The organism is Emticicia sp. GW821-FHT11C11 (assembly GCF_058808615.1).
Window position 1 is genome coordinate 1722290 of the sequence record NZ_JBXARV010000001.1, and the last position, 19575, is coordinate 1741864.

16 protein-coding genes are annotated in these 19575 nt (G+C 39.8%); 9 read left to right on the forward strand and 7 right to left on the reverse strand.

Going from position 1 to position 19575, the window contains the following annotated elements:
* Positions 1-47 precede the first annotated feature (47 nt).
* Positions 48-1970: an acetoacetate--CoA ligase gene (locus AC1RRY_RS07365; protein WP_492816912.1), complete on the forward strand. Its 1923-nt coding sequence runs from the start codon at positions 48-50 to the stop codon at positions 1968-1970.
* On the opposite strand, the gene AC1RRY_RS07370 is transcribed toward AC1RRY_RS07365, so the two are convergent.
* A complete protein-coding gene (locus AC1RRY_RS07370; RefSeq protein ID WP_492856519.1) occupies positions 1967-2173 on the reverse strand; it encodes a hypothetical protein in 207 nt (68 codons plus the stop codon). The genes AC1RRY_RS07365 and AC1RRY_RS07370 overlap by 4 nt on opposite strands.
* A 174-nt stretch (positions 2174-2347) precedes the next feature.
* Here AC1RRY_RS07370 and AC1RRY_RS07375 point away from each other — a divergent pair, with 174 nt between their 5' ends.
* A complete protein-coding gene (locus AC1RRY_RS07375; RefSeq protein ID WP_492816908.1) occupies positions 2348-2911 on the forward strand; it encodes a thioredoxin family protein in 564 nt (187 codons plus the stop codon).
* A gap of 54 nt (positions 2912-2965) precedes the next feature.
* On the opposite strand, the gene AC1RRY_RS07380 is transcribed toward AC1RRY_RS07375, so the two are convergent.
* From AC1RRY_RS07380 to AC1RRY_RS07395, 4 genes are all read right to left on the reverse strand, one after another.
* The gene (locus AC1RRY_RS07380; protein WP_492816906.1) at positions 2966-4333 is read right to left on the reverse strand and encodes a Gfo/Idh/MocA family protein; all 1368 of its coding nucleotides are present in this window, start codon (positions 4331-4333) and stop codon (positions 2966-2968) included.
* Between the two features lie 279 nt (positions 4334-4612).
* Positions 4613-5986, reverse strand: a complete 1374-nt coding sequence (locus AC1RRY_RS07385; RefSeq protein WP_492816904.1) for an HmuY family protein — start codon at positions 5984-5986, stop codon at positions 4613-4615.
* A 43-nt stretch (positions 5987-6029) separates the two neighbouring features.
* A complete protein-coding gene (locus AC1RRY_RS07390; protein WP_492816902.1) occupies positions 6030-8312 on the reverse strand; it encodes a TonB-dependent receptor in 2283 nt (760 codons plus the stop codon).
* Between the two features lie 298 nt (positions 8313-8610).
* Positions 8611-8994 carry a hypothetical protein gene (locus AC1RRY_RS07395; RefSeq protein WP_492816900.1) on the reverse strand — a complete coding sequence of 128 codons (384 nt, stop codon included), beginning with the start codon at positions 8992-8994 and terminating at the stop codon, positions 8611-8613.
* Positions 8995-9424: 430 nt separating this feature from the next.
* Between AC1RRY_RS07395 and AC1RRY_RS07400 the strand changes: the two genes are divergently transcribed.
* From AC1RRY_RS07400 to AC1RRY_RS07410, 3 genes are read left to right on the forward strand one after another with little or no spacing between them, the layout of a single operon-like run.
* Positions 9425-10054 carry an ABC transporter ATP-binding protein gene (locus AC1RRY_RS07400; protein ID WP_492816898.1) on the forward strand — a complete coding sequence of 210 codons (630 nt, stop codon included), beginning with the start codon at positions 9425-9427 and terminating at the stop codon, positions 10052-10054.
* The gene (locus AC1RRY_RS07405; RefSeq protein WP_492816896.1) at positions 10051-11151 is read left to right on the forward strand and encodes a hypothetical protein; all 1101 of its coding nucleotides are present in this window, start codon (positions 10051-10053) and stop codon (positions 11149-11151) included. Before AC1RRY_RS07400 ends, AC1RRY_RS07405 begins: the two co-directional genes overlap by 4 nt.
* 4 nt (positions 11152-11155) lie before the next feature.
* Positions 11156-12553 carry a TlpA family protein disulfide reductase gene (locus AC1RRY_RS07410; RefSeq protein ID WP_492816894.1) on the forward strand — a complete coding sequence of 466 codons (1398 nt, stop codon included), beginning with the start codon at positions 11156-11158 and terminating at the stop codon, positions 12551-12553.
* A 6-nt stretch (positions 12554-12559) separates the two neighbouring features.
* Here the strand turns inward: AC1RRY_RS07410 and AC1RRY_RS07415 are convergent, their stop codons facing one another.
* Both AC1RRY_RS07415 and AC1RRY_RS07420 read right to left on the reverse strand, forming a co-directional pair.
* Complete coding sequence (locus AC1RRY_RS07415; protein ID WP_492816892.1) at positions 12560-13309, reverse strand: LytR/AlgR family response regulator transcription factor; 750 nt, start codon at positions 13307-13309, stop codon at positions 12560-12562.
* 1 nt (position 13310) lies between these two features.
* The gene (locus AC1RRY_RS07420) at positions 13311-14339 is read right to left on the reverse strand and encodes a sensor histidine kinase (protein ID WP_492816890.1); all 1029 of its coding nucleotides are present in this window, start codon (positions 14337-14339) and stop codon (positions 13311-13313) included.
* 239 nt (positions 14340-14578) lie between these two features.
* Between AC1RRY_RS07420 and AC1RRY_RS07425 the strand changes: the two genes are divergently transcribed.
* The 4 genes from AC1RRY_RS07425 (at position 14579) to eno (ending at position 19417) form a co-directional block, all read left to right on the forward strand.
* Positions 14579-15679, forward strand: coding sequence for a DUF5694 domain-containing protein (locus tag AC1RRY_RS07425; protein ID WP_492816888.1), 1101 nt, complete (start codon positions 14579-14581; stop codon positions 15677-15679).
* A gap of 88 nt (positions 15680-15767) precedes the next feature.
* Entirely contained in the window at positions 15768-17045 is a 1278-nt protein-coding gene (locus AC1RRY_RS07430; protein WP_492816886.1) for a S41 family peptidase, read from the forward strand.
* 110 nt (positions 17046-17155) lie between these two features.
* Positions 17156-18040 (forward strand): YicC/YloC family endoribonuclease, encoded by an 885-nt coding sequence (locus AC1RRY_RS07435; protein ID WP_492816884.1) that lies wholly within the window; start codon positions 17156-17158, stop codon positions 18038-18040.
* A gap of 99 nt (positions 18041-18139) precedes the next feature.
* Positions 18140-19417: a phosphopyruvate hydratase gene (gene eno, locus AC1RRY_RS07440; RefSeq protein WP_492816882.1), complete on the forward strand. Its 1278-nt coding sequence runs from the start codon at positions 18140-18142 to the stop codon at positions 19415-19417.
* Positions 19418-19575 lie beyond the last annotated feature (158 nt).

Here is a 19575-nt window from a genome sequence, read left to right on the forward strand (position 1 = left end):
AAATATAAAATTATCTTCATATTATTGCCTTAAAATAAGAAATGGGCATGAATATTCCATTATGGACACCTCCACTCAGCTATATTGAGCAATCCAATCTAAAAAAATACGAATCCTGGCTTCAAAATTGTGAAAATCTGTCATTCAAGGATTACCATGCACTATGGCAATGGTCTGTAGATAATATTGAGCATTTCTGGGAGACCATTTTTCGTTTTTTTGAAATAAAAAGCTACACTGAATACCAATCTGTTTTACAACAAGCATCTGATGAAATGATAGGAACCCGGTGGTTCACAGGAGCCACACTGAGCTATGCAGAGCATCTGTTCCGGTACAAGTCTTCAGACAGACCAGCTATAATTTTTCAGTCTGAAACACAGCCACTGACAGAAATTTCGTGGAAAGAATTGGAAGAAAATGTAGCAGGCATTCAAGCTTATCTTCAAATAATGGGTATCAGGAAAGGTGACCGTGTAGTAGGTTATCTCCCCAATACTCCTGATATCATTGCTATTTTTCTGGCAGTAAATGCATTAGGTGCAGTGTGGTCGTGCTGTTCTCCTGACTTTGGTTTAGAGAGCCTCATAGACCGATTTCAACAAATAGAACCTAAAGCATTGTTTGCCTGCAATAGTTATCACTATGGCGGAAAATTCTTTGATAAATCAGAAATAATTAAGACGCTTTCAGAACAACTCCCTTCTCTAGAAACAACTATTATTGTAGATAGTGCTGAGTGGGAGGCTATACTCAATGCAAAAGCGCAGAAAAGGGTTGTATTTACGCCCGTTGAATTCAATCATCCTATCTGGATTCTTTATTCGTCTGGTACTACAGGAAAACCCAAAGCAATTACACATAGCACAGGCGGGAATCTGCTTGAACACCTGAAAGCACTTGCCTTTCATCAGGATGTGCAGGTGGGTGAGCGGTATTTCTGGTATTCCACTACCGGATGGATGATGTGGAATTTCGCACTTTCATCATTGGCTTGCGGGGCTACGCTCTGTCTGTACGATGGTTCTCCGGCCTATCCTGATGTTAATGTTTTATGGCAGTTTGCCAAGGATGCTAAGGTTGACCACTTTGGGGGTGGTGCAGCTTTCTATATCAACTATATGAAGCATGGGGACGAATTTTTGTTGAAAAATCCGGTAAAATTGAAGACCATAGGCTCCACAGGGTCACCATTACCTCCACAAGCTTTTGAGTGGATTTATGCGCATGTTTCTAAAAACGTGCATCTGATTTCGCTGAGTGGCGGAACCGACGTTTGTAGTGCTTTTATGGGTGGTAGCCCGTATTTACCTGTTTATAGTGGTGAAATACAGTGCCGGATGCTGGGAGCAGCTATTGAAGCATGGAATGATGACGCACATCCTGTTTACAAAGAAGTAGGGGAGTTGGTAATTAAACAACCCATGCCTTCTATGCCACTATATTTCTGGAATGACAACAGCAATGAGAAATACAGAAGCAGTTATTTTGAAAAGTACGAAGGTGTGTGGTGCCACGGAGACTGGATAAAGATTACAGAAAATGAGGGTATTATTATTTACGGCAGGTCTGATGCCACCCTGAACCGCGATGGTGTAAGAATTGGTACCGCAGAAGTATACAATGCTGTAGAGGCCATACCTGAAGTAAAAGATAGCCTGATTATTTGTTTAGAAAAAAGCGATGGTAGTTTTTTTATGCCTTTGTTTGTGGTGTTGGACGAGGGCCGGGCTTTAAGCGAAGAACTGAAAACCAAGATCAAATCTCAGCTACGGAAGCAATACAGCCCACGACATGTACCTGACGCTATTTTTGAAGTTCCTGAGATTCCATATACCATAAGTGGTAAAAAAATGGAAATGCCCATCAAGAAAATCCTGATGGGCACTCCGATTGAAAAAGCGGTTTCTTTGGATGCTATGAGAAACCCTCAATCGATTGAATGGTTTAAGAAACAAAACTTCAATTAATATCTTCCGCGACTTTTGTTAGGATGGCGTCTGTCGTGGTGCCCATGTTTATGATGTTTTTGTACAACCACCACGCGTGGTTCAACCCTTACATAATGGCGGTGCGCATAAGGAGGTCTGTCATAATAGCGAACCGGCCTGCCGGTGTATACGCAACTTGAAAGCGATAAAGCTAAAATTGCAAAGATGGCTATTAATGTCATTGTGCGAAATTTTGATCGTTTTTTCATAATTTTATAACTGTTTATGTGTCTTTGACCAATTGAACTCAAATTGGTTTAAGCCATTTATACATATGACAACTCAATGCGTTGTCACCCCCGGGTAGATATTAAAAATTAAATCAAAAGTGGCAGAATCTTCTGCTATAATAAAGTATGGCACGCACTGAATCAAATATGCTTCCTATAGGAACAAAAGCGCCTCAGTTTGTATTACCAGATACAACTACCGATAAAATAGTGTCTTTAGAGGATTTACAATCTGATAAAGCCACTGTCATCATGTTTATATGCAATCATTGCCCTTACGTATTACATGTAAAAGATGAGCTGGTGCGTCTGGCGAAGGATTATCAGCCCAAAGGTGTCTCTTTTATTGCTATCAGTTCAAATGATATTGTGCAATACCCGCAAGACAGCCCGGAGAAGATGAAAGTTTTTGCGGAAGAAACCGGATTTACTTTTCCCTATTTATTTGATGAAAGCCAGGAGGTAGCCCGGGCTTATGATGCGGCCTGTACTCCTGATTTTTATGTGTTTGATGGGAAATTGTCTTTACGCTACAGAGGACGATTGGATGATTCGCGCCCAAGAGAAGCGAATCCAAAGCGTGTTACAGGAAGCGACCTGCGTGGAGCATTGAGTGCGATTCTGGCTAATCAACTTATATCCGAAATTCAGTACCCGAGTATGGGTTGCAATATTAAATGGAAGGCTTAATGCTGAGTAAAAAACAGAAGAGGCAAGCCTTGGCTTGCCTCTTCTGTTTTAGTATCATACCTTGTTCGGATCCGGATGTTTCCACGGCTGGCGGTATTGACGCGCCAAAAGTCCATTCGCTTCGCGGTCTCCCACAATTTCTCTTTTTATCGGGTCATATTTAACCGGTCTTCCGATTTTCATCGAAATATTTGCCAATAAGCAACTTGCTGTTGAGATATGTCCTTCCTGAATATCAGCTACAGGTCTGCCTTTACTTTCAATAGCAGAAAGGAAGTCGAGCATGTGCAGGCGGGTTGCCGGAGCTGCATTCAACTCAATTCTCTCTTCTGTTAAATCTTCAGGATATTTTTCACGCTCATAAACTACATCTTTATGTATTTTCTCACCTTTACCCTGCGGAACGAAGTCATAAGACATGGTACTGGCCCATAGTGTTCCTTTTTCGCCGTAAAGCGTAAATGACCACGGATAGTCAGGGTTGTTTGGTGTTCCCCAGGTGCGATGTTGCCATACGCAGTTCAGTTCGTCATATTCAAAAACAGCCGATTGGGTATCTGAAATATTAGATTTTCCGTCTTTTTGTACATAAATACCGCCGGTAGAACTGATCTTTTTAGGCCAACCCAGTTTCAACATCCAGCGGACAGTGTCAAACATATGGATGCACATATCACCCATGATACCATTGCCGTATTCTTCAAATGTGCGCCACCATCTGATGTGCGGCAGGCCATCATAAGGACGCATAGGAGCGGGGCCTGTCCACATTTCATAGTCAAGAAAATCAGGCACAGGTTGCACAGGCGGATTCCCGTTATTGCGCATATGGAAATAGCAGCACATTTCAACATGTGATATTTTCCCTAATAAACCGGCGTCTACAATATTCTTTTTTGCATCAATAAGATGCGGGGTACTTTTACGCTGTGTACCTACCTGCACCACCCGGTTATATTTACGGGCAGCAGCCACCATGGCTTCGCCTTCCATTACATCAACACTAATCGGTTTTTGTACATATACATGCGCACCGGCTTTTACGGCATCAATCATTTGCAAGGCATGCCAGTGATCTGGGGTACCAATTAGTACAATATCTAATTGATTATCGGCCAATAATTTGCGGTAATCGGTATAGAGTTTAGGAACTTTGCCCGATTTCTGGCGCTGGCTAACCAGTTTCCCTGCTTCATTGAGCATGTTCTTATCTACATCGCACAGGGCCACAACCTCTACGGGTGCTACCTGTATCAGGCGGAACAAGTCGCTCTTGCCATACCAGCCTGTGCCTATTAAGGCTACTCTAAATGTTTCCGGTGGATTGGTAATGTCCATTCCTCTTGCACCAAAAGTAGATAAGGCAAGGGAAGCTGATGCGCCTTGTAAAAACCGGCGTCTGTTAATATTAAAATTATTCATTAGTATTGAGGGGGTTGACTTTGATGGTTCTAAAATCTATCAAGTATAAGAAAATTTTCTTAATACATTTATAGATTTTAGGAGATACTTACAAAAATAATAACCAAATATATCGAGAAAACAGGTGTACTAATGAACGGTATCGGCTGTGAGAAGCAAAATATAGACTATTGAATACTATTGCTAGACCAACACTAGGTTTATATCTGACAAGCCTAAGCATGAAAAAAAGGTCATAGAATTTCTATGACCTTTTTCAGCACTGAATCTAAACTTATTTTATTTTTTCTTTACTAATTTGTATTCAATCACTGGTTTACCGCGTTCGCCGCCGTCAGATGCTAAGCCCATGCTTACAAATTTCAATTTGTATACATTGCCAAGTGGATCTTTGATAACGTAGAAACGGTCACGTCTGATACCAAGTGTTGCACCGCTGGTTACACGCCATTTACTGCCGATAGCATCTCTTGTTTTAAGGAAAGTAGAAGTAGCTATGTTAGCTTCTGCAAACGCATCATAAGTTACAGTACTTTCAAGTACTTCGGCTGCTTCAGCTCCGGCTGAATAGTTTAACAATACGAAATCCTGGAACCAATATGGGGTAGGAGGAACCGTACCTGCATTTGAAGTGCTATATCCCCACGAGATATCCCAGTTAGTTTTACGTGGCTCAACTGAAACAAGATTACCACTTTCTAATGAAAGGAAGCTGAAGTTTACATCTGCATTTTTAGCGATATCAACAGTTTTGATAGTTGCATCACCAATTTTAGCAAATTGTACTTTATAGCCTTCGCCGTTACGGTTTACTTTTACTTTATACCATTGGTTTTTTTCTTTGCTTCCTTCAAAAGCTACAAGATATACTTTGTTGTTGGCTTCAGTAGCTGAAACTTCGGCAAATACGGTTTTAGTAAGATCACCATCCCATGAGTCAGCCAAAGCTGCAGTTCCTTCTCCGCCAGGGCTGAAGTTAAGGTTTGGTACCAGGTCAGCATCGGCCAAAGTTACAGCTGCAATATCTGTTTTGGTGGTGGCAGTGGCAGACGATTGATAGCCCGGGTTAAGGATAACACGGAACTGACCGCCCTGATAGAAACCAAGGTTCCAGCTTTTACGGCTAACTGAAGTAGCAGTATTGGCACTTAAGTCGGCATATACGGCATTGGCATAAGGTGACTCAGCCGTTTTGCCTTCCAGTGTTAGAGTGCTACCGGTTGATGTGATAGCAGCAAAGCTTAATTTCAATTCTGTATTCTGGTTAGTTAAAACAGGGGTTCCTACTGAAGTTATTTTCAAAGTTAGGGTTTCATCACCATTTAAGAAAACATTTGCTTTTTTCTTAACTTTGAAAGAAACGTTTGATTGTCCGCTTGGTATTGTAACAGTAAGTACATTATTGGTGGCTGCTGGCTCTGTAACAAATTCTTTGTCATAAGTAACCAATGTAGGCGTCAACTGAATGCTGATTGGTACAGCTACGTCTGCAGCGCGGCTCAATGCAATCTGAACGGTGGCCTCTTCACCTTCAATTCCTTGTTGTGTTGCTGTAAATCCAGCCAGGTTGTCTGGCAATTCCACGTCTTCTTTGCAAGCTGACATTACAATTATGCTGCATACAATCAGAAATTTGCTAAGTAATCGATTCATTTTATTAAAATGTTTAAACTTTGGTATGTATGTGAGAAATTAATTAATGCTTTGTTAGTTGTGCTGTCAGCCCCAGAAAATAAGAGCGACCGTAAGACATTGGTACTGCGCCTCCACCAGAGCTGTGCGCTCCGCCTGTATCGACAGACGTGTTGTTAACCCGGGTAACATTGAACAGGTTTCTAACGCCTGCCAGTAATGAGAAATTCTTGTAAAAGATTTTATTGAATGTCAGGTCAGATGTATGGAACGCGGATGTCTGTGCCAGTCTTGGTTTTACACCCGATTCAGTATTAACTGCCTGATAGCTAGGTTGTTTGCCGGTAAACTTGTAGAAGAAGCTTATGCTGGCATTTATTTTAGGAAATGTATATCTGATATTTGAGTTTATTTCGCTTGACCACACAAATTCAGGAAGGCTCTCGGTAGTTGAAAAACGGTTGAATCGACCGATGTACGAATACCCTAAAGTTGCCTGCAGGTTTTCCCAATAAAGTGTGTTGTTCCAGGTTGTTCCGGTAGTTTTATATTTGTCTACATTGATGTACGTCGATACCTGCGTATCGTTCGGGTCTACGCCTATTGAAATCAGATTGTCGAAAACATTATAAAAGCCACCTAAAGTAGAGTTAAGACGTAGTTTTGGTTTTTCAATGGCCTGATATGACAGAAACGCATTGAAACTGTTTGAATATTCTGCTTTCAGGTTCGTGTTCCCTCTGATCGAGTGATTGCTGTCAAAGAAAGTAAAGTATAATTCACGCAAGGCCGGTGAGCGGAAACCGCGGGCATAGGCTGCTCTCAGGTCCAGGCGCTTGGCCAAAGTAAACTTGGTGTTGATGGAAGGTATCAACGGAGGGGCATCATACACTGAATTTTTGATAAAACGTAACCCCGGGCGAATATTGATGCCAGGATTCAGTTTGAATTCAGATGAAGCAAAATACGCATACTCGCTGATGGTTGGTGTACCTTGTATTCTTGCTCCTGAACTTGAGTTGATGTTGACTTCCAAACCATGTTGCAAGGAGATTGTCGGAGAGAACTTGTGTTGCCCCGTGATACGGACAAAGGTAGTCTGGAAAACGGCTTTGTCCTGCGAGCCCTGGGTTAGTGATAAGGTTCTACGGTTTCTTATCAAATCAATATCTGTCGTTTCTGTTTTACGGCTGTAATCTGTATAAGAAGCTGCTGCAGTAAGACTGTTTTTGTCATTAAACTGATATTCTCCCTGTGCCTGATGAAACCATCTGTTCGTAATATAGTGCTGGTCTGTAGCCGAAAGATTTCCGGTTTGGGTGTTGGTATAGGTATTTCCTAAACTTTTTAGTGTTTCGGTCGTACCATTGAAACGATACCAGCCATTGAATTTTTGTGTGCGGTAAGTAATACCTGCTGTGCTCAGATATTGTTCTTTGGGCATCCATTCCTTGCTTCTTCCGGTTGACAGGCCCTGCCACCCTCCAAAAAAATTGCGACTGAAATTACCGGCTAACTGCAAGCCTTTTCTTTGCCAGGCCAATCCTAAAAATTCGTTGTGAGTACCTTTACCCTGAAACGCCTCGTATTCATCTCCTGCGGTTTCTTCTTGCGCTCTGGCAGTCAATGTCCAGGTTGCATCGGTTTCACTTTTTTTGGTAATAATGTTGATTACACCAGCCAAAGCGTCGGTTCCGTAGTTGACAGACATCGGCCCTTCAACTATTTCAATGCGGTCGATGATGTTTATATCTATTTGTCCGATACTTTCACGGGTTGAGCCTCTGTCAACCAAAGGCACACCATCCAGAAGTACCTTTACGTTTTGCCCCGACATCCCCATTAATTGTACATCGGTAGTACCTAGAGTCAAATCATTCGAAAAACGCATGCCCAACTCGGTGTTCAATACGTTCTGAATATTGGTAGCCCCTCTCAGTCTTATTTGTTCGTTGGTTATGGTGCGAACCTGGTAAACAGAATTACGAACTGACTGTGGCCCGAACTGACCTGTGATGACAACATCCTGCAATTCGTTTGATTTTTCTGCCAGAGTAATTTCACCAAGGTTCAATGTTTCGTTGCTTTTTACTTCAACGGTTTTCTCAATACTTGAAAAACCAATAAATTGTATAACTAAGGTCTGTTTTCCGGCTGGCACATTTATCGAGAAATTTCCGTTGCCGTTAGTCAATCCTCCTGAGCGAGTGTTTTTTACCTGAACAGAAGCTCCGGCAATTGCACCGGCAGGGCTTATGACTTTGCCCTCTATTTTGCCGTTGCGTTCTTGAGCGTAGGTGGTAGCAGTAAATAAGTATATAAAAAGTAGTAGGTAAGAATACTTCATCTAAGGTTTTATTTAGACTTAATAAAAATAATGCACAAATGTAATAGTTTATTTAGACTAATTCCAAATAAAATATGTGATTTCCTGATATTTGAAGACGAACGAGCCTTTTATAGTGAAGGTAAACGTAACCTAATGCTGATCTGGCGTAGAGTTTAAGGAAAATGAGAGGCAGTACAAAACGGTCAGTTGGGAAGAAAAAAAACAGCATCACTTCGAAAGAGAAATGATGCTGCTTATGACAAAGGTTTTTGTGGGGACTATAAGTTTCTGTTTACTTGACAGCATTTCATGGAGATTAACGATTTTTTGCTAATGTTGCACCACGATTGATTTCTGTACGGATTACAAAGTTTTGAGAAACTTTTTCTGTTGGAGTTTCAACTATAAAAGTATATTCACCATCAACCAGATTGGTAAGGTTAAATGCTTTTGCGTATTGAGCATCACCTGATGTATACTCATTATAGTAAACAATACGGCTGTTATCTACTAAAGATATCTGAGCTTTTTGTTTAGTCGGGTTCTCGAATGACAATTTGAAACGTAGGCTACCTAAGTTCTGAACGTTAAGGTTTGCTACATTCTCTGATGCACTTACTTTACCGTTTGAAGTGCTTTGTGCAAAGCTGATGCTTGCTGACGACGCGATGATTGCGATTGCTACTACTAGTGCTTTCATAATTTTCTTTGTTTTTGTTTTCTATTGGAGTAATTAATTAAAAGAATAAACTAAAAAAAGTTATACCTGTTATTGTCTCCTTCGAAAACCTTTGTTGATGCAAATCTACGTAACTAATTGAATACAAGTCAATTAAGAATTTGTTAAATTCGAAAAGTTGTTTTAATAGTATACCTCATTATTAGAATAGTGCAATGTTTTAAGGAAAATTGCAAGAGAAAGTTTAAATAATCCTATCAAAAAAGTAGACTAAGTTTGTAGCAGGAATTTGCCGTATGTTGAAATCTTGAAAACGCAGCTATGAATAGTACAAAAAGCCGGAAATGAGCCAAAAATCGCTGGTTTTAGTGCTTCTGAGTAAATAAATATTTAATCGGGAATAAATCATAAAAATTTATTTCGTTCACATAAAAACGGATAATTGAAAATCATGCTTACAATCAGAAACTTTCTGAAAAGTTACAACAATCACAAGATTTTAGAAATCGAAAACCTTGAGATTCCACAAGGAATCCATTGGGTAAAAGGTATCAATGGTTCGGGCAAGTCGACCCTGTTCAGGTCGATAGCCGGTATATTACCCTTCAAGGGGGAAATAGTATTCAAGAATCTGGACATCAACAAGGATGCGGTTGCGTATCGTTTACTGGTTAACTTAAGCGAGGCTGAGCCCTTATATCCTGATTACCTAACAGGATACGATTTACTGAAATTTATTGCGGAAGCGAAGCACGAAACACCTAAACAATTAGATACGTTAGCTGAGATGCTGGGAGTAGATCAATATTGGAGATCTCCCATCGGCACTTATTCCAGTGGTATGCAAAAGAAAATCTCATTGATTTCGGCTTTCCTGGGAAGTCCTGAGTTAATTATGCTCGATGAACCCCTGATTACTATTGATGACAGAAGCGTGGAAATAGTGTATGAACTCGTAAAAGACAGGTATGAAAATCAGGGTGTCAGTTTCCTGTTATCATCGCATCAGGATTTCCGTTTTGAAAAACTGGCCATTAAAAACGTTTATTTAGTACAGAACCAAGCCGTAAGCCAGCAATGAAAAGCTTGTACAGAATATTTAATCTCTCCATAGTGAAGGAGTATTACCGTCAGAACGCCGTTTTTGTATTTGCCGTTATGATGTTTGCGTTCGGGTTTCTAAGAGCCATAGAACATATAACGTTCATCAAAAATGCTTTGAATTCCCCTTCATTGCTGGGTGTTGTTTTTCTGATCTGGGCATTGCATGCACTAAAAGTAACTTTATTTACGCTACGATTGCTTGAGTCTAAACAGAATGAATTTCTGTATCATGCCCGGTTGTTTCCTGCCATAAAAAGGTTTGGTGTGTTTTGTCTCGTCCAGTTGAGTCTCATACAATTAACTTTTTTGTATGCCCTGGCCATGATAAAATTTGGTATTGATGAACAAAACTGGTCGGCAGTAGTTTATATAATACTATTTAATGTAGTACTCGTTCTGGCAGGAGCAGCCATATACGAATTCAGAATTCAGCGGCCTAATGCCGAGCAGGTCAGAAGCAAACCGATTCAGAAGTTTCTGGCAGGATTCCGGACCCCGGCCTACCTGTTCTTTGTAAGATACCTGTTTGCTAAACAGCCTGTATTACTGCTGCTTACCAAGCTTTTCGGATGTTTGATACTAATGGGTGTTTGCAATCTTTATCCGACCGACGATTACGATGAACGTCTGTTATCGTTAGGAGGGCTCTTTGTAGCAGCCGGGCATACAGTAATTTGCCATCAGTATTTTGTTTTCGAAAACAGATTTTTATTGATTGCCAGAAATCTGCCGTTTACTTATGTACAGAGGCTTATTCAGTTTGCGCTCACGTATGCAATTCTTTTGTTGCCGGAATCAATTGTATTAATCCGGAACCTTCCGGCAGAAGTAAATTATGGATTCGTTGCGTTACTGATGGTTTTTATATGGTCAATGATATTTCTGAACCACCATGTGCAGTATATCAACGGTGTATCTAATGATGCGTTCATGCAAAGGCTTTTTTTTACAGGAATTCTTTACCTGCTTTTAATAATGTTCAGGGTTTCTGCATTGTTAATGGCACTGGTTAATTTCAGTATAATTATTTTAGTTTTCAGGAAACACTATTTCAGGTCAGAATATAATCCTTAATGCTATGATTCGAATTCTTACTCTCTTACTATTGATTTCCTCAGGTGCTTATGCACAGGGACTATTCAGAATATCGGGCGAGGTTCAGAACCCGACAGAACGAAAAGCGATTCTTGTTTTATACAGAGATTGGATCAGTTACGAAGAAGAATACGAACTTACATTAAACAGTGATAACCGCTTCAGCTTTGTTACTACACTAAAGGGAACCGGCTATTTCGACTTGCACTATGCCGATCAGAGCTTTCATTTCTGGATTGCAGAGCCTGATGATGAAATAACACTTAAGTTTGACCCTTCGAAATTCTGGAAAACACTTCAGGTGACAGGGCAGGGTTCTGAAAAAGGGCTGTATTATATTGAGCACCAGCAAAAATTTGAAATAACCAATGACTGGGAACTGCAAGTTGAAAAGTGGAGAAAGGAACCTTTGAAAAGCTATTTCAGAAAACTGGATGAAGAACAGGCCAGACAACTGGCCTTTCTTGAAAGCTATCAGAATTTGTCTCAGAATTTCAGAGATATCCGTAAGGCAGATATCATTGGTGCTATTCAGAATTATAAGGTGGAAGCCTTGTCTGATTCAAAGTATGCCACATGGCCCATTGACAGTATCATCAATGCGCTGAAAGTGGGAGAAGTACCGCCTTCGGCACAGGCGACTTCTCTGGAATACGGCAATGCTTTCCTGAATCTGACAGATTTATATATAGCTAAGGAAGGCCAAAGAAGAAAAAAGGATCTGACAGAAGTAGATGAGTATCATTTCATTAAGTCTCTCTATGCTAAGAAGCAAATATCGCAGGAGCTAACAGAACGGATATTGGGTTTTAAACTGAAAAATGCGATTGAAGCGAACGGGCTCACACCGAAAATTTTAACCGTTTCTTATGATTATCTGGGTTTTGTAAAAAGTAAAAGTTTCAAAAATACGGTTAATCAGCTTGTTTACCTGCAGCAGACCCTTACGAAGGGCTCCCCTGCAAAGACCTTTGTGCTCAAAGATGCCAATGGGAAGAACGTATCCCTGGAAGACTACAAAGGCAAAGTGGTATATCTCGATTTCTGGGCCAGCTGGTGTGGTCCCTGTATTCTTGATATGAAGTTTGCCGAAAAAATTAAAGAGCACTTCAAAAATAAAGATGTGGTTTTTATACAGATATCGATAGATGATGAGGATGAATGGAAGGAGTCGCTGAATTTATATAATGTGAAAGGAATTAATGTCAGAACAGACGATAACAGTCAGCTAATGAAAAATTATGGTGTATCGGGCGTGCCAACGTATTTCCTGATTGATAAAAAAGGCAATTTTGCTTTGACTAAAGTGGCTGATCCGAGCGATGATGACGGAAAAACGCTGATAAAACAGATAGAGCAAGTACTTGCCGTTAACAACTAAGTGTTTTCAGGTGCCAATCAGTCTGATAAACTCTTTGTAGTAACTCTCACCAATAGGTATGGTAGCACGGCCTATAAATATGCGCTGCCGCTCAATAGAATTGATTTTATCCAACGAAACAATGTAAGATTTGTGTACTCGCGCGAATCTGCCTGATGGAAGTAATTCTTCCATTTTTTTCATCGTCTGTAATGTCAGAATCCGTTCTTCGGGTGTATAGATAGATACGTAATCTTTCAGACCTTCTATATACATAATGGAAGACAGGTTCAGTTTAATAATTTTGTATTCGGTCTTTACGAATATAAAATCCGGTTGCGGTTCAGCAATAACAGGTTTCACTTCCGCTGGTGCAGAAATTTCCGGAAGCGGTGCAGAAGCGGGGCTCTCACCCGACTGAAATCTGCTGATTGCCTTCTGAATAGCTTTCAGATATCTTTCAAACGAAATAGGTTTTAACAGATAATCAATTACATCCAGCTCGTAGCCGTCCATCGCATATTCTGAATACGCCGTTGTCAGGATAGCCTTACATTTGCCGTTTACTACACGAAGAAACTGAATGCCCGTGAGGCTAGGCATTTGGATATCCAGAAAAACCAGATCAATTTTTCCTTGTTGTATCAGGCTCAATGCTTCAAGCGCGTCAGTGCAGGCAGCAATCAGAGTTAAAGAAGGTGTCTGATTGATGTATTTCGCCAGAATATCCAAAGCCAATGGCTCATCATCCACTACCAGACAGCGTATTTTTTCCATGTTACAATATCAGATTTAGTTCAGATGAATAGCTTTCGGCATTATTTTGCACTTCTAAATTATAATTTTTAGAGTAAATCAAATCAAGTCTTTTTTTGATATTTTCAAGACCCACTCCCCCAAATTTATCTTTGTTTTGATTGGCTTGCTGGTTTTGCACCATAAAACTTAAGTTATTTTGGTTCACCATCAGTTTTATTATAAGCGGGTGATTGGGGTCTTGTACGCTACCGTGTTTAAATGCATTTTCAACAAAGGGAATCAACATCAACGGAGCTATCAGTTGCGAAGATACATTGCCTGTCACCTCAAAATCAATGTATGTCTGGCCTGAGTAGCGCAATTTTTGTAACTCAATGAAACTGTTCAGATAACTCAATTCGGTTTCAAGGCTCACTTTCTCCTGATTAGACTCATATAACATATACCGCATCAGTTCAGACAGCTTCATGACTGCTTCAGGTGTTTTGGGAGACTGATTCAACGCAAGTGAATAAATATTGTTGAGCGTATTGAACAAAAAATGAGGGTTCAGCTGATTTTTCAAGAAAGCATTTTCAGCATTCAGTTTTTCGGTTAGCAAGGCTGTTTTTTCTTTTTCATTGATAAAGAAATCTTCAATCATTTTCAGAAAGACGGCATTGAACGAATAACCAATTACATTATAAAGATTATCTGTTATGTAATAAGGAAACCGTCGTGATTCTTCCGAATAGTTATGATATCCTGCCAGTTTCCATATTATTACCTCTTCAAGCAGATAACGAAGCAAAATATAAATGGCGCTAACAACTACAAAGGCTATGGTAAGGTTCAGATATTGTTTGGTAGAAAAATACCTGTTAAGAATATACCGGATTAAGTAAGTTGTAAATATGGTAAGAAGAATAGAAGTCCATACAAATATGCTTTGGTATCTCTCCCAGGCGAACCTGTAATTTGTATTTCCGATAAGGTTCAGCAATTCTCCTTTAAAATAGAAGAATAGCCAGAAAATGACGTGAAATACAATCTGCTGACGCTTGTTCATACTTATCTGATTAAAATTTGGTGGTGAAGGTAGTTCATTAGGTAATTATCTCAAACAGATACCGACAAACGCCCTTAAAATACCGTCGAACTGATTAAGAGAACGATGAAGCCATTACAGTGGGATTGTCGAACCATTCAGGCGTTGGACGGTGAAAAAAGTGCCTGCGACGATTTAAGAACGTGGGTTAGTGAGCCACCATCTACTTTTGAGCCATAATCAAAACCAATAATCAGTATATGAAAAAGCTATTAGCTACTTTATTAATCACTGTCATTTATTCTACCCTATTTGCCCAGACACCAACTCAGGATTTAGAGGTATTGATGATTGGCGCCTCGCACCAGTATGCCCCGCAACCGCGGCAGGATATGACGGATATTCATGCAAAAATAAGAACCTTTAAACCGGATGCCGTTTTTGGAGAATGGTTGTCGCCGGAAGACGAAAAAGCTATTAAAACCTATTGGAACAAAGAGAATGTACTAGGGCGTTTAGACCGCTTGAAACAACGAAATAAAATTGATGAAAAAGATCTGCCAGCCGCCATAGCCCGTTACGAAAAAGTTCTGGACAAAAACCCAGATGATATGAAAAACCGGGTTGATTTGGCAGTAGCCTATTATTTAAGCTATGATGCGGGCAATGGGTATTACCAGATGTGGCATGTGGCTAAACATTTACAGAAAAACCCAACGGATACAAGTGTGTTTAACTATGCCCGCAGGAAATTCTTTACACCAGCGGTTGATTCTGTACAAAAAGCAATTAATCCGTATATAGACGATGAGTATGATTATGTCGCTCACCCGATGATGATAGAATTTGGTATGAAAAAGATATATCCGATGGATTCACAACGCTGGGATAATGAGTGGAGCGATGCCTGGAGCAAGGCAGATTCGATATTCAAAACAAGATTGAATATACTAAAAGCAGATTCTTTGTCTGAAGAAGGGAAAAAAGCCAAAGAGATATCTAAATATGTTAAAAACAGGATGAGCTATCTGCAGAATGATGCCGTTAAAATTTATGGACAAGATCATGTAACAGAAATATTAAATGGCCCGCAAATGACCGAATGGCTTTTCAGGATTAACTTCTTTTCTGAAGAGTATCGCCAATTGTCTGTTTTCCCTGCCGATTTGTACGGATGGATGTTCCATTGGTGGTGGCATAGAAATAACGATATGTGCGATAATACGATCAACAGAGCCAAAGCCAATGGTTTTAAGAAAGTTGTGATTGTAGTAGGCTCGAACCACGCAGCTATTATGAGTAAAATATTCACAGAGAAAGGCGTGAAGGTGATAAACATTCTTGACGCACCATTGAAGTAAACTAAAATATTTTCTGGTTCAATAAGTCCACTCTCTAAATCTCTCCTCCGGCAATGAGGAGGAGAGATTTAGTCTCCATCATCAATTTATGAAACAGCTCTTCATCTGGATATGCATTTTTTCTTTGTCTTTGGGGTCGTTACGCAGCCAGACACCAGGCCAATATCAGAAAGACTTATCAGCGCTTTATACCTTATTGAAGAAAACGCCATCTTTTAAAGATCAGATGAGGGACACCGGACTTAAGCAATATCATACGCTTTATGAAGACTTACAGAAAGATACCATCAACTTAACACCCTATCATTATTTTACTAATCTTGCCAAATTGATGATGCCGATTCACGATGGACATTTAGGGCTGGCGCAAGTACCGGATTTTACAAATTTTAAAGACCGGGAATCGATTGAGAAGTATGTCACAACTCAGGAATTTAAAGACTTCCCAGTGCACTCTGTTAATATAGATTCCCTGAAAGCAGTGCTGAAAGAAAAGCCGGCCGATTCAATAGAGGGCATTTATTACTATGACTGGTATTACACGGTTGGTGTTTTCAGAATTGCATCTGATGAGTATCTGGGTATAATTGTAGATAAACATGAAGACATGCATTTGTGGGAGAAAGGACAGATAGCTATACACCTCTATGAATATAAGCCCGGTTATTTTAAGGCTATTTATGCGCATCCGCTTTTTAAAAATTTCATTCTGTATAATAATGAGAGATTCGAATATCAAAGCCTTATTAATTCACATTTTTATCTTTCTTATTCCGAAACTATCTACCAAAAGAAACCACCGGTATTTGATTATACGCAATTACCGGGAGAGTCACCCATGTTTCAACTGAAAAGTCTTAATGAAGGCACTCAGTATTTACTTATCAAAAACTTTTCAGCAAATTCTTTTACAATTAAGAAGTCAATCGCTTTTTATGATAGTATCCGGAATAACCTAAGGGCTTCGTCATTGATAATAGACTTACGCAACAACGAAGGAGGAGCAGATAAGGTCGCCGGAAAATTCATGAATCTGATTAAAAAATATGCAGCAAAGAATAAAGTATATGTTTTAGTAAACAGTGCTACCATAAGCCAGGGAGAAATATTTGCATTGGAATTACGTAAGCAGAAAAACGTAAAAATTCTGGGCAGAACAACCAAAGGTGTGGTTAGCTATGGGTCAAACTACGGAAACTGGGAAAAACTGCCCGGCAAACAATTTGAGGTATACCTGACCGATATGAAGGATACACGTAAACTCTTGCTGCGTTATGAAAATGTAGGAGTAAAGCCTGATGTTGAATTAAATAATGATAATGATTGGATACAACAAGCCTTGCAGATTATTAAAAAAGAATGGTAGACACAGGTTGTGGCTGCCTTTATTTTTTTATAAGAATTTTATACTTAAAACATCAATTACTCCCGTTTTTTAGCGTTCTTTGCAGGTATATATCTGTAATAACGTATAGTATGCTACAATCAATGACCGGTTTTGGCGCTGCCACTCTTGAAAACGCCAAAATCTCTGTAACAGTCGAAATAAAATCTCTCAATTCGAAATTTTTTGATATCTATTGTCGGATCCCAAGGGGTTATTCTGAACGTGAGGTTGAAATAAGAAATATTCTGACACAGGAGTTAGAAAGAGGGAAAGTAGAGTTTATGATGAGCATTACTCCTAAGGATGATTCGTCTGTTTCTACAGCGGTAAATCGTGCGTTAGTAAAAGCATACTTCAAAGATTTAAGGGAAACGTCGCTAGAATTAGGTTTTGAGCCCAGCCCGACAGAGTTGCTTAGAATGGCCACTTTGATGCCGAATGCTTTTAATACCGATGCCCTTAATGATGCAGAAGCAGAGCAGGAGTGGATACTGATGAAAAATGCCATAGCATTGGCCATTGGCAAGTGTAAGGAGTTCCGTTTGCAGGAAGGTAAAAATACAGAACTGAAATTCAGAGAGTATATAGAAAGTATAGACTCACTGCTTGCATTGGTAGAAGAACAGGCTCCTAAGCGTATACCGATTGTACGCGAGCGTATTGAAAAGGCAGTATCTGAATGGGTGCAGAACGAGAACTTTGATAATAACAGATTTGAGCAGGAGTTGATTTATTACGTTGAAAAGTTTGATATTTCAGAAGAAAAAGTACGCTTAAAAAACCATCTGGAATATTTTATCAAAGAGCTGAAAACATCGTCTAACGGTAAACGTCTGAATTTCATAGCGCAGGAAATAGGCCGCGAAGTAAACACAATCGGGTCGAAAGCCAATGACTCTGTGATTCAGCGACTGGTGGTTCAGATGAAAGACGAACTGGAAAAGATAAAAGAACAAACAATGAACATTGTTTAAAAATATCTGTACTTTTGTGCCAAAATGTTAAGGAATTGACATATTTTTTATAGACTTTATATTTTTTTTACCAATAACTCTAAATTTTATTTTTGAATTATGAGCCAAATTGTTAGAGTACACGCCAGACAAATTCTTGATTCAAGAGGAAACCCTACGGTAGAAGTAGATATCCTAACCGATAACGGTTATTTGGGACGTGCCGCTGTACCTTCAGGTGCCTCTACAGGTATACATGAAGCAGTTGAATTAAGAGATGATGATCCTAAAACTTACGTAGGTAAAGGTGTGTTGAAAGCCGTTGCTAACGTAAATAATACGATAGCTCCCGAAATATTAGGTGCAAATGTTTTTGAGCAAGGCCTGATTGACAAAATCATGATTGAGCTTGACGGCACACCAAACAAAGGTAATTTAGGAGCCAATGCTATTCTTGGTGTTTCTTTGGCTGTAGCGAAAGCTGCCGCTTATGAAGCAGGTCTGTCATTGTTCCGTTACTTAGGGGGTGTAAATGCTAATACGCTTCCTGTACCGATGATGAACATATTGAACGGTGGTTCACATGCCGATAACTCAATCGATTTTCAGGAGTTCATGGTAATGCCTGCTAAAGCTGAGTCTTTCTCGCAAGCATTGCAAATGGGTACAGAGATTTTCCATAACCTGAAAAAAGTATTGAAATCGAAAGGTTACTCTACTAACGTAGGTGATGAAGGTGGTTTTGCACCAAACATCAAATCGAACGAAGAGGCCATCGAAATCGTGTTGCAATCAATCGAAAAAGCCGGATTCAAACCCGGTGAAGATGTATTTATTGCCATGGATGCCGCAGCTTCTGAATTCTACAATGCAGAAACAGGTCTTTATACTTTCAAGAAATCAGACGGTAAACAATTGACTTCTCCTGAAATGGCTGCTTACTGGCAAAGTTGGGTAGACAAATATCCGATTATTTCAATTGAAGACGGTATGGCTGAAGACGATTGGGCAGGTTGGGCAGAACAAACCAGACTGATTGGTGACAAATGCCAGTTAGTGGGTGATGATCTTTTCGTAACCAATGTAAACCGTTTACAGGAAGGTATCGACAAAGGTATAGCGAACGCAATTCTTGTAAAAGTAAACCAGATTGGTTCATTGACAGAAACAATCAATGCGGTTAATCTGGCTCACAGAAACAAATACAAGAGCATTATGTCGCACCGTTCAGGTGAAACTGAAGATTCAACTATTGCAGACCTTGCGGTGGCTTTGAATACCGGCCAGATTAAAACCGGTTCAGCTTCACGTTCTGACCGTATGGCGAAATACAACCAATTGCTTCGTATTGAAGAAGAATTGGGTGAGCTGGCTTATTTTCCGGGATTGAAATTCTGATAAATAGCAATACATCAATAAAAAGCATCGGACATTAAAATTGTTCGGTGCTTTTTGTTTTTACGCCCGTTATTGGTATTTTTGGATTGAAATCGTGCCCGATTACCATTCCTAATGAAAGCCTGCGCCTGTGTGCATAGGCTTGAACCATAAAAGCT

What these genes read in the sequence shown, in the direction of transcription:
- AC1RRY_RS07385 (WP_492816904.1), bottom strand. Translation starts at nt 5,986, where the DNA reads ATGAATCGATTACTTAGCAAATTTCTGATTGTATGCAGCATAATTGTA.
- AC1RRY_RS07430 (WP_492816886.1), top strand. Translation starts at nt 15,768, where the DNA reads ATGAAACAGCTCTTCATCTGGATATGCATTTTTTCTTTGTCTTTGGGG.
- AC1RRY_RS07375 (WP_492816908.1), top strand. Translation starts at nt 2,348, where the DNA reads ATGGCACGCACTGAATCAAATATGCTTCCTATAGGAACAAAAGCGCCT.
- AC1RRY_RS07415 (WP_492816892.1), bottom strand. Translation starts at nt 13,309, where the DNA reads ATGGAAAAAATACGCTGTCTGGTAGTGGATGATGAGCCATTGGCTTTG.
- AC1RRY_RS07435 (WP_492816884.1), top strand. Translation starts at nt 17,156, where the DNA reads ATGCTACAATCAATGACCGGTTTTGGCGCTGCCACTCTTGAAAACGCC.
- AC1RRY_RS07370 (WP_492856519.1), bottom strand. Translation starts at nt 2,173, where the DNA reads ATGACATTAATAGCCATCTTTGCAATTTTAGCTTTATCGCTTTCAAGT.
- AC1RRY_RS07410 (WP_492816894.1), top strand. Translation starts at nt 11,156, where the DNA reads ATGATTCGAATTCTTACTCTCTTACTATTGATTTCCTCAGGTGCTTAT.
- AC1RRY_RS07365 (WP_492816912.1), top strand. Translation starts at nt 48, where the DNA reads ATGAATATTCCATTATGGACACCTCCACTCAGCTATATTGAGCAATCC.
- AC1RRY_RS07380 (WP_492816906.1), bottom strand. Translation starts at nt 4,333, where the DNA reads ATGAATAATTTTAATATTAACAGACGCCGGTTTTTACAAGGCGCATCA.
- eno (WP_492816882.1), top strand. Translation starts at nt 18,140, where the DNA reads ATGAGCCAAATTGTTAGAGTACACGCCAGACAAATTCTTGATTCAAGA.
- AC1RRY_RS07420 (WP_492816890.1), bottom strand. Translation starts at nt 14,339, where the DNA reads ATGAACAAGCGTCAGCAGATTGTATTTCACGTCATTTTCTGGCTATTC.
- AC1RRY_RS07405 (WP_492816896.1), top strand. Translation starts at nt 10,051, where the DNA reads ATGAAAAGCTTGTACAGAATATTTAATCTCTCCATAGTGAAGGAGTAT.
- AC1RRY_RS07390 (WP_492816902.1), bottom strand. Translation starts at nt 8,312, where the DNA reads ATGAAGTATTCTTACCTACTACTTTTTATATACTTATTTACTGCTACC.
- AC1RRY_RS07395 (WP_492816900.1), bottom strand. Translation starts at nt 8,994, where the DNA reads ATGAAAGCACTAGTAGTAGCAATCGCAATCATCGCGTCGTCAGCAAGC.
- AC1RRY_RS07400 (WP_492816898.1), top strand. Translation starts at nt 9,425, where the DNA reads ATGCTTACAATCAGAAACTTTCTGAAAAGTTACAACAATCACAAGATT.
- AC1RRY_RS07425 (WP_492816888.1), top strand. Translation starts at nt 14,579, where the DNA reads ATGAAAAAGCTATTAGCTACTTTATTAATCACTGTCATTTATTCTACC.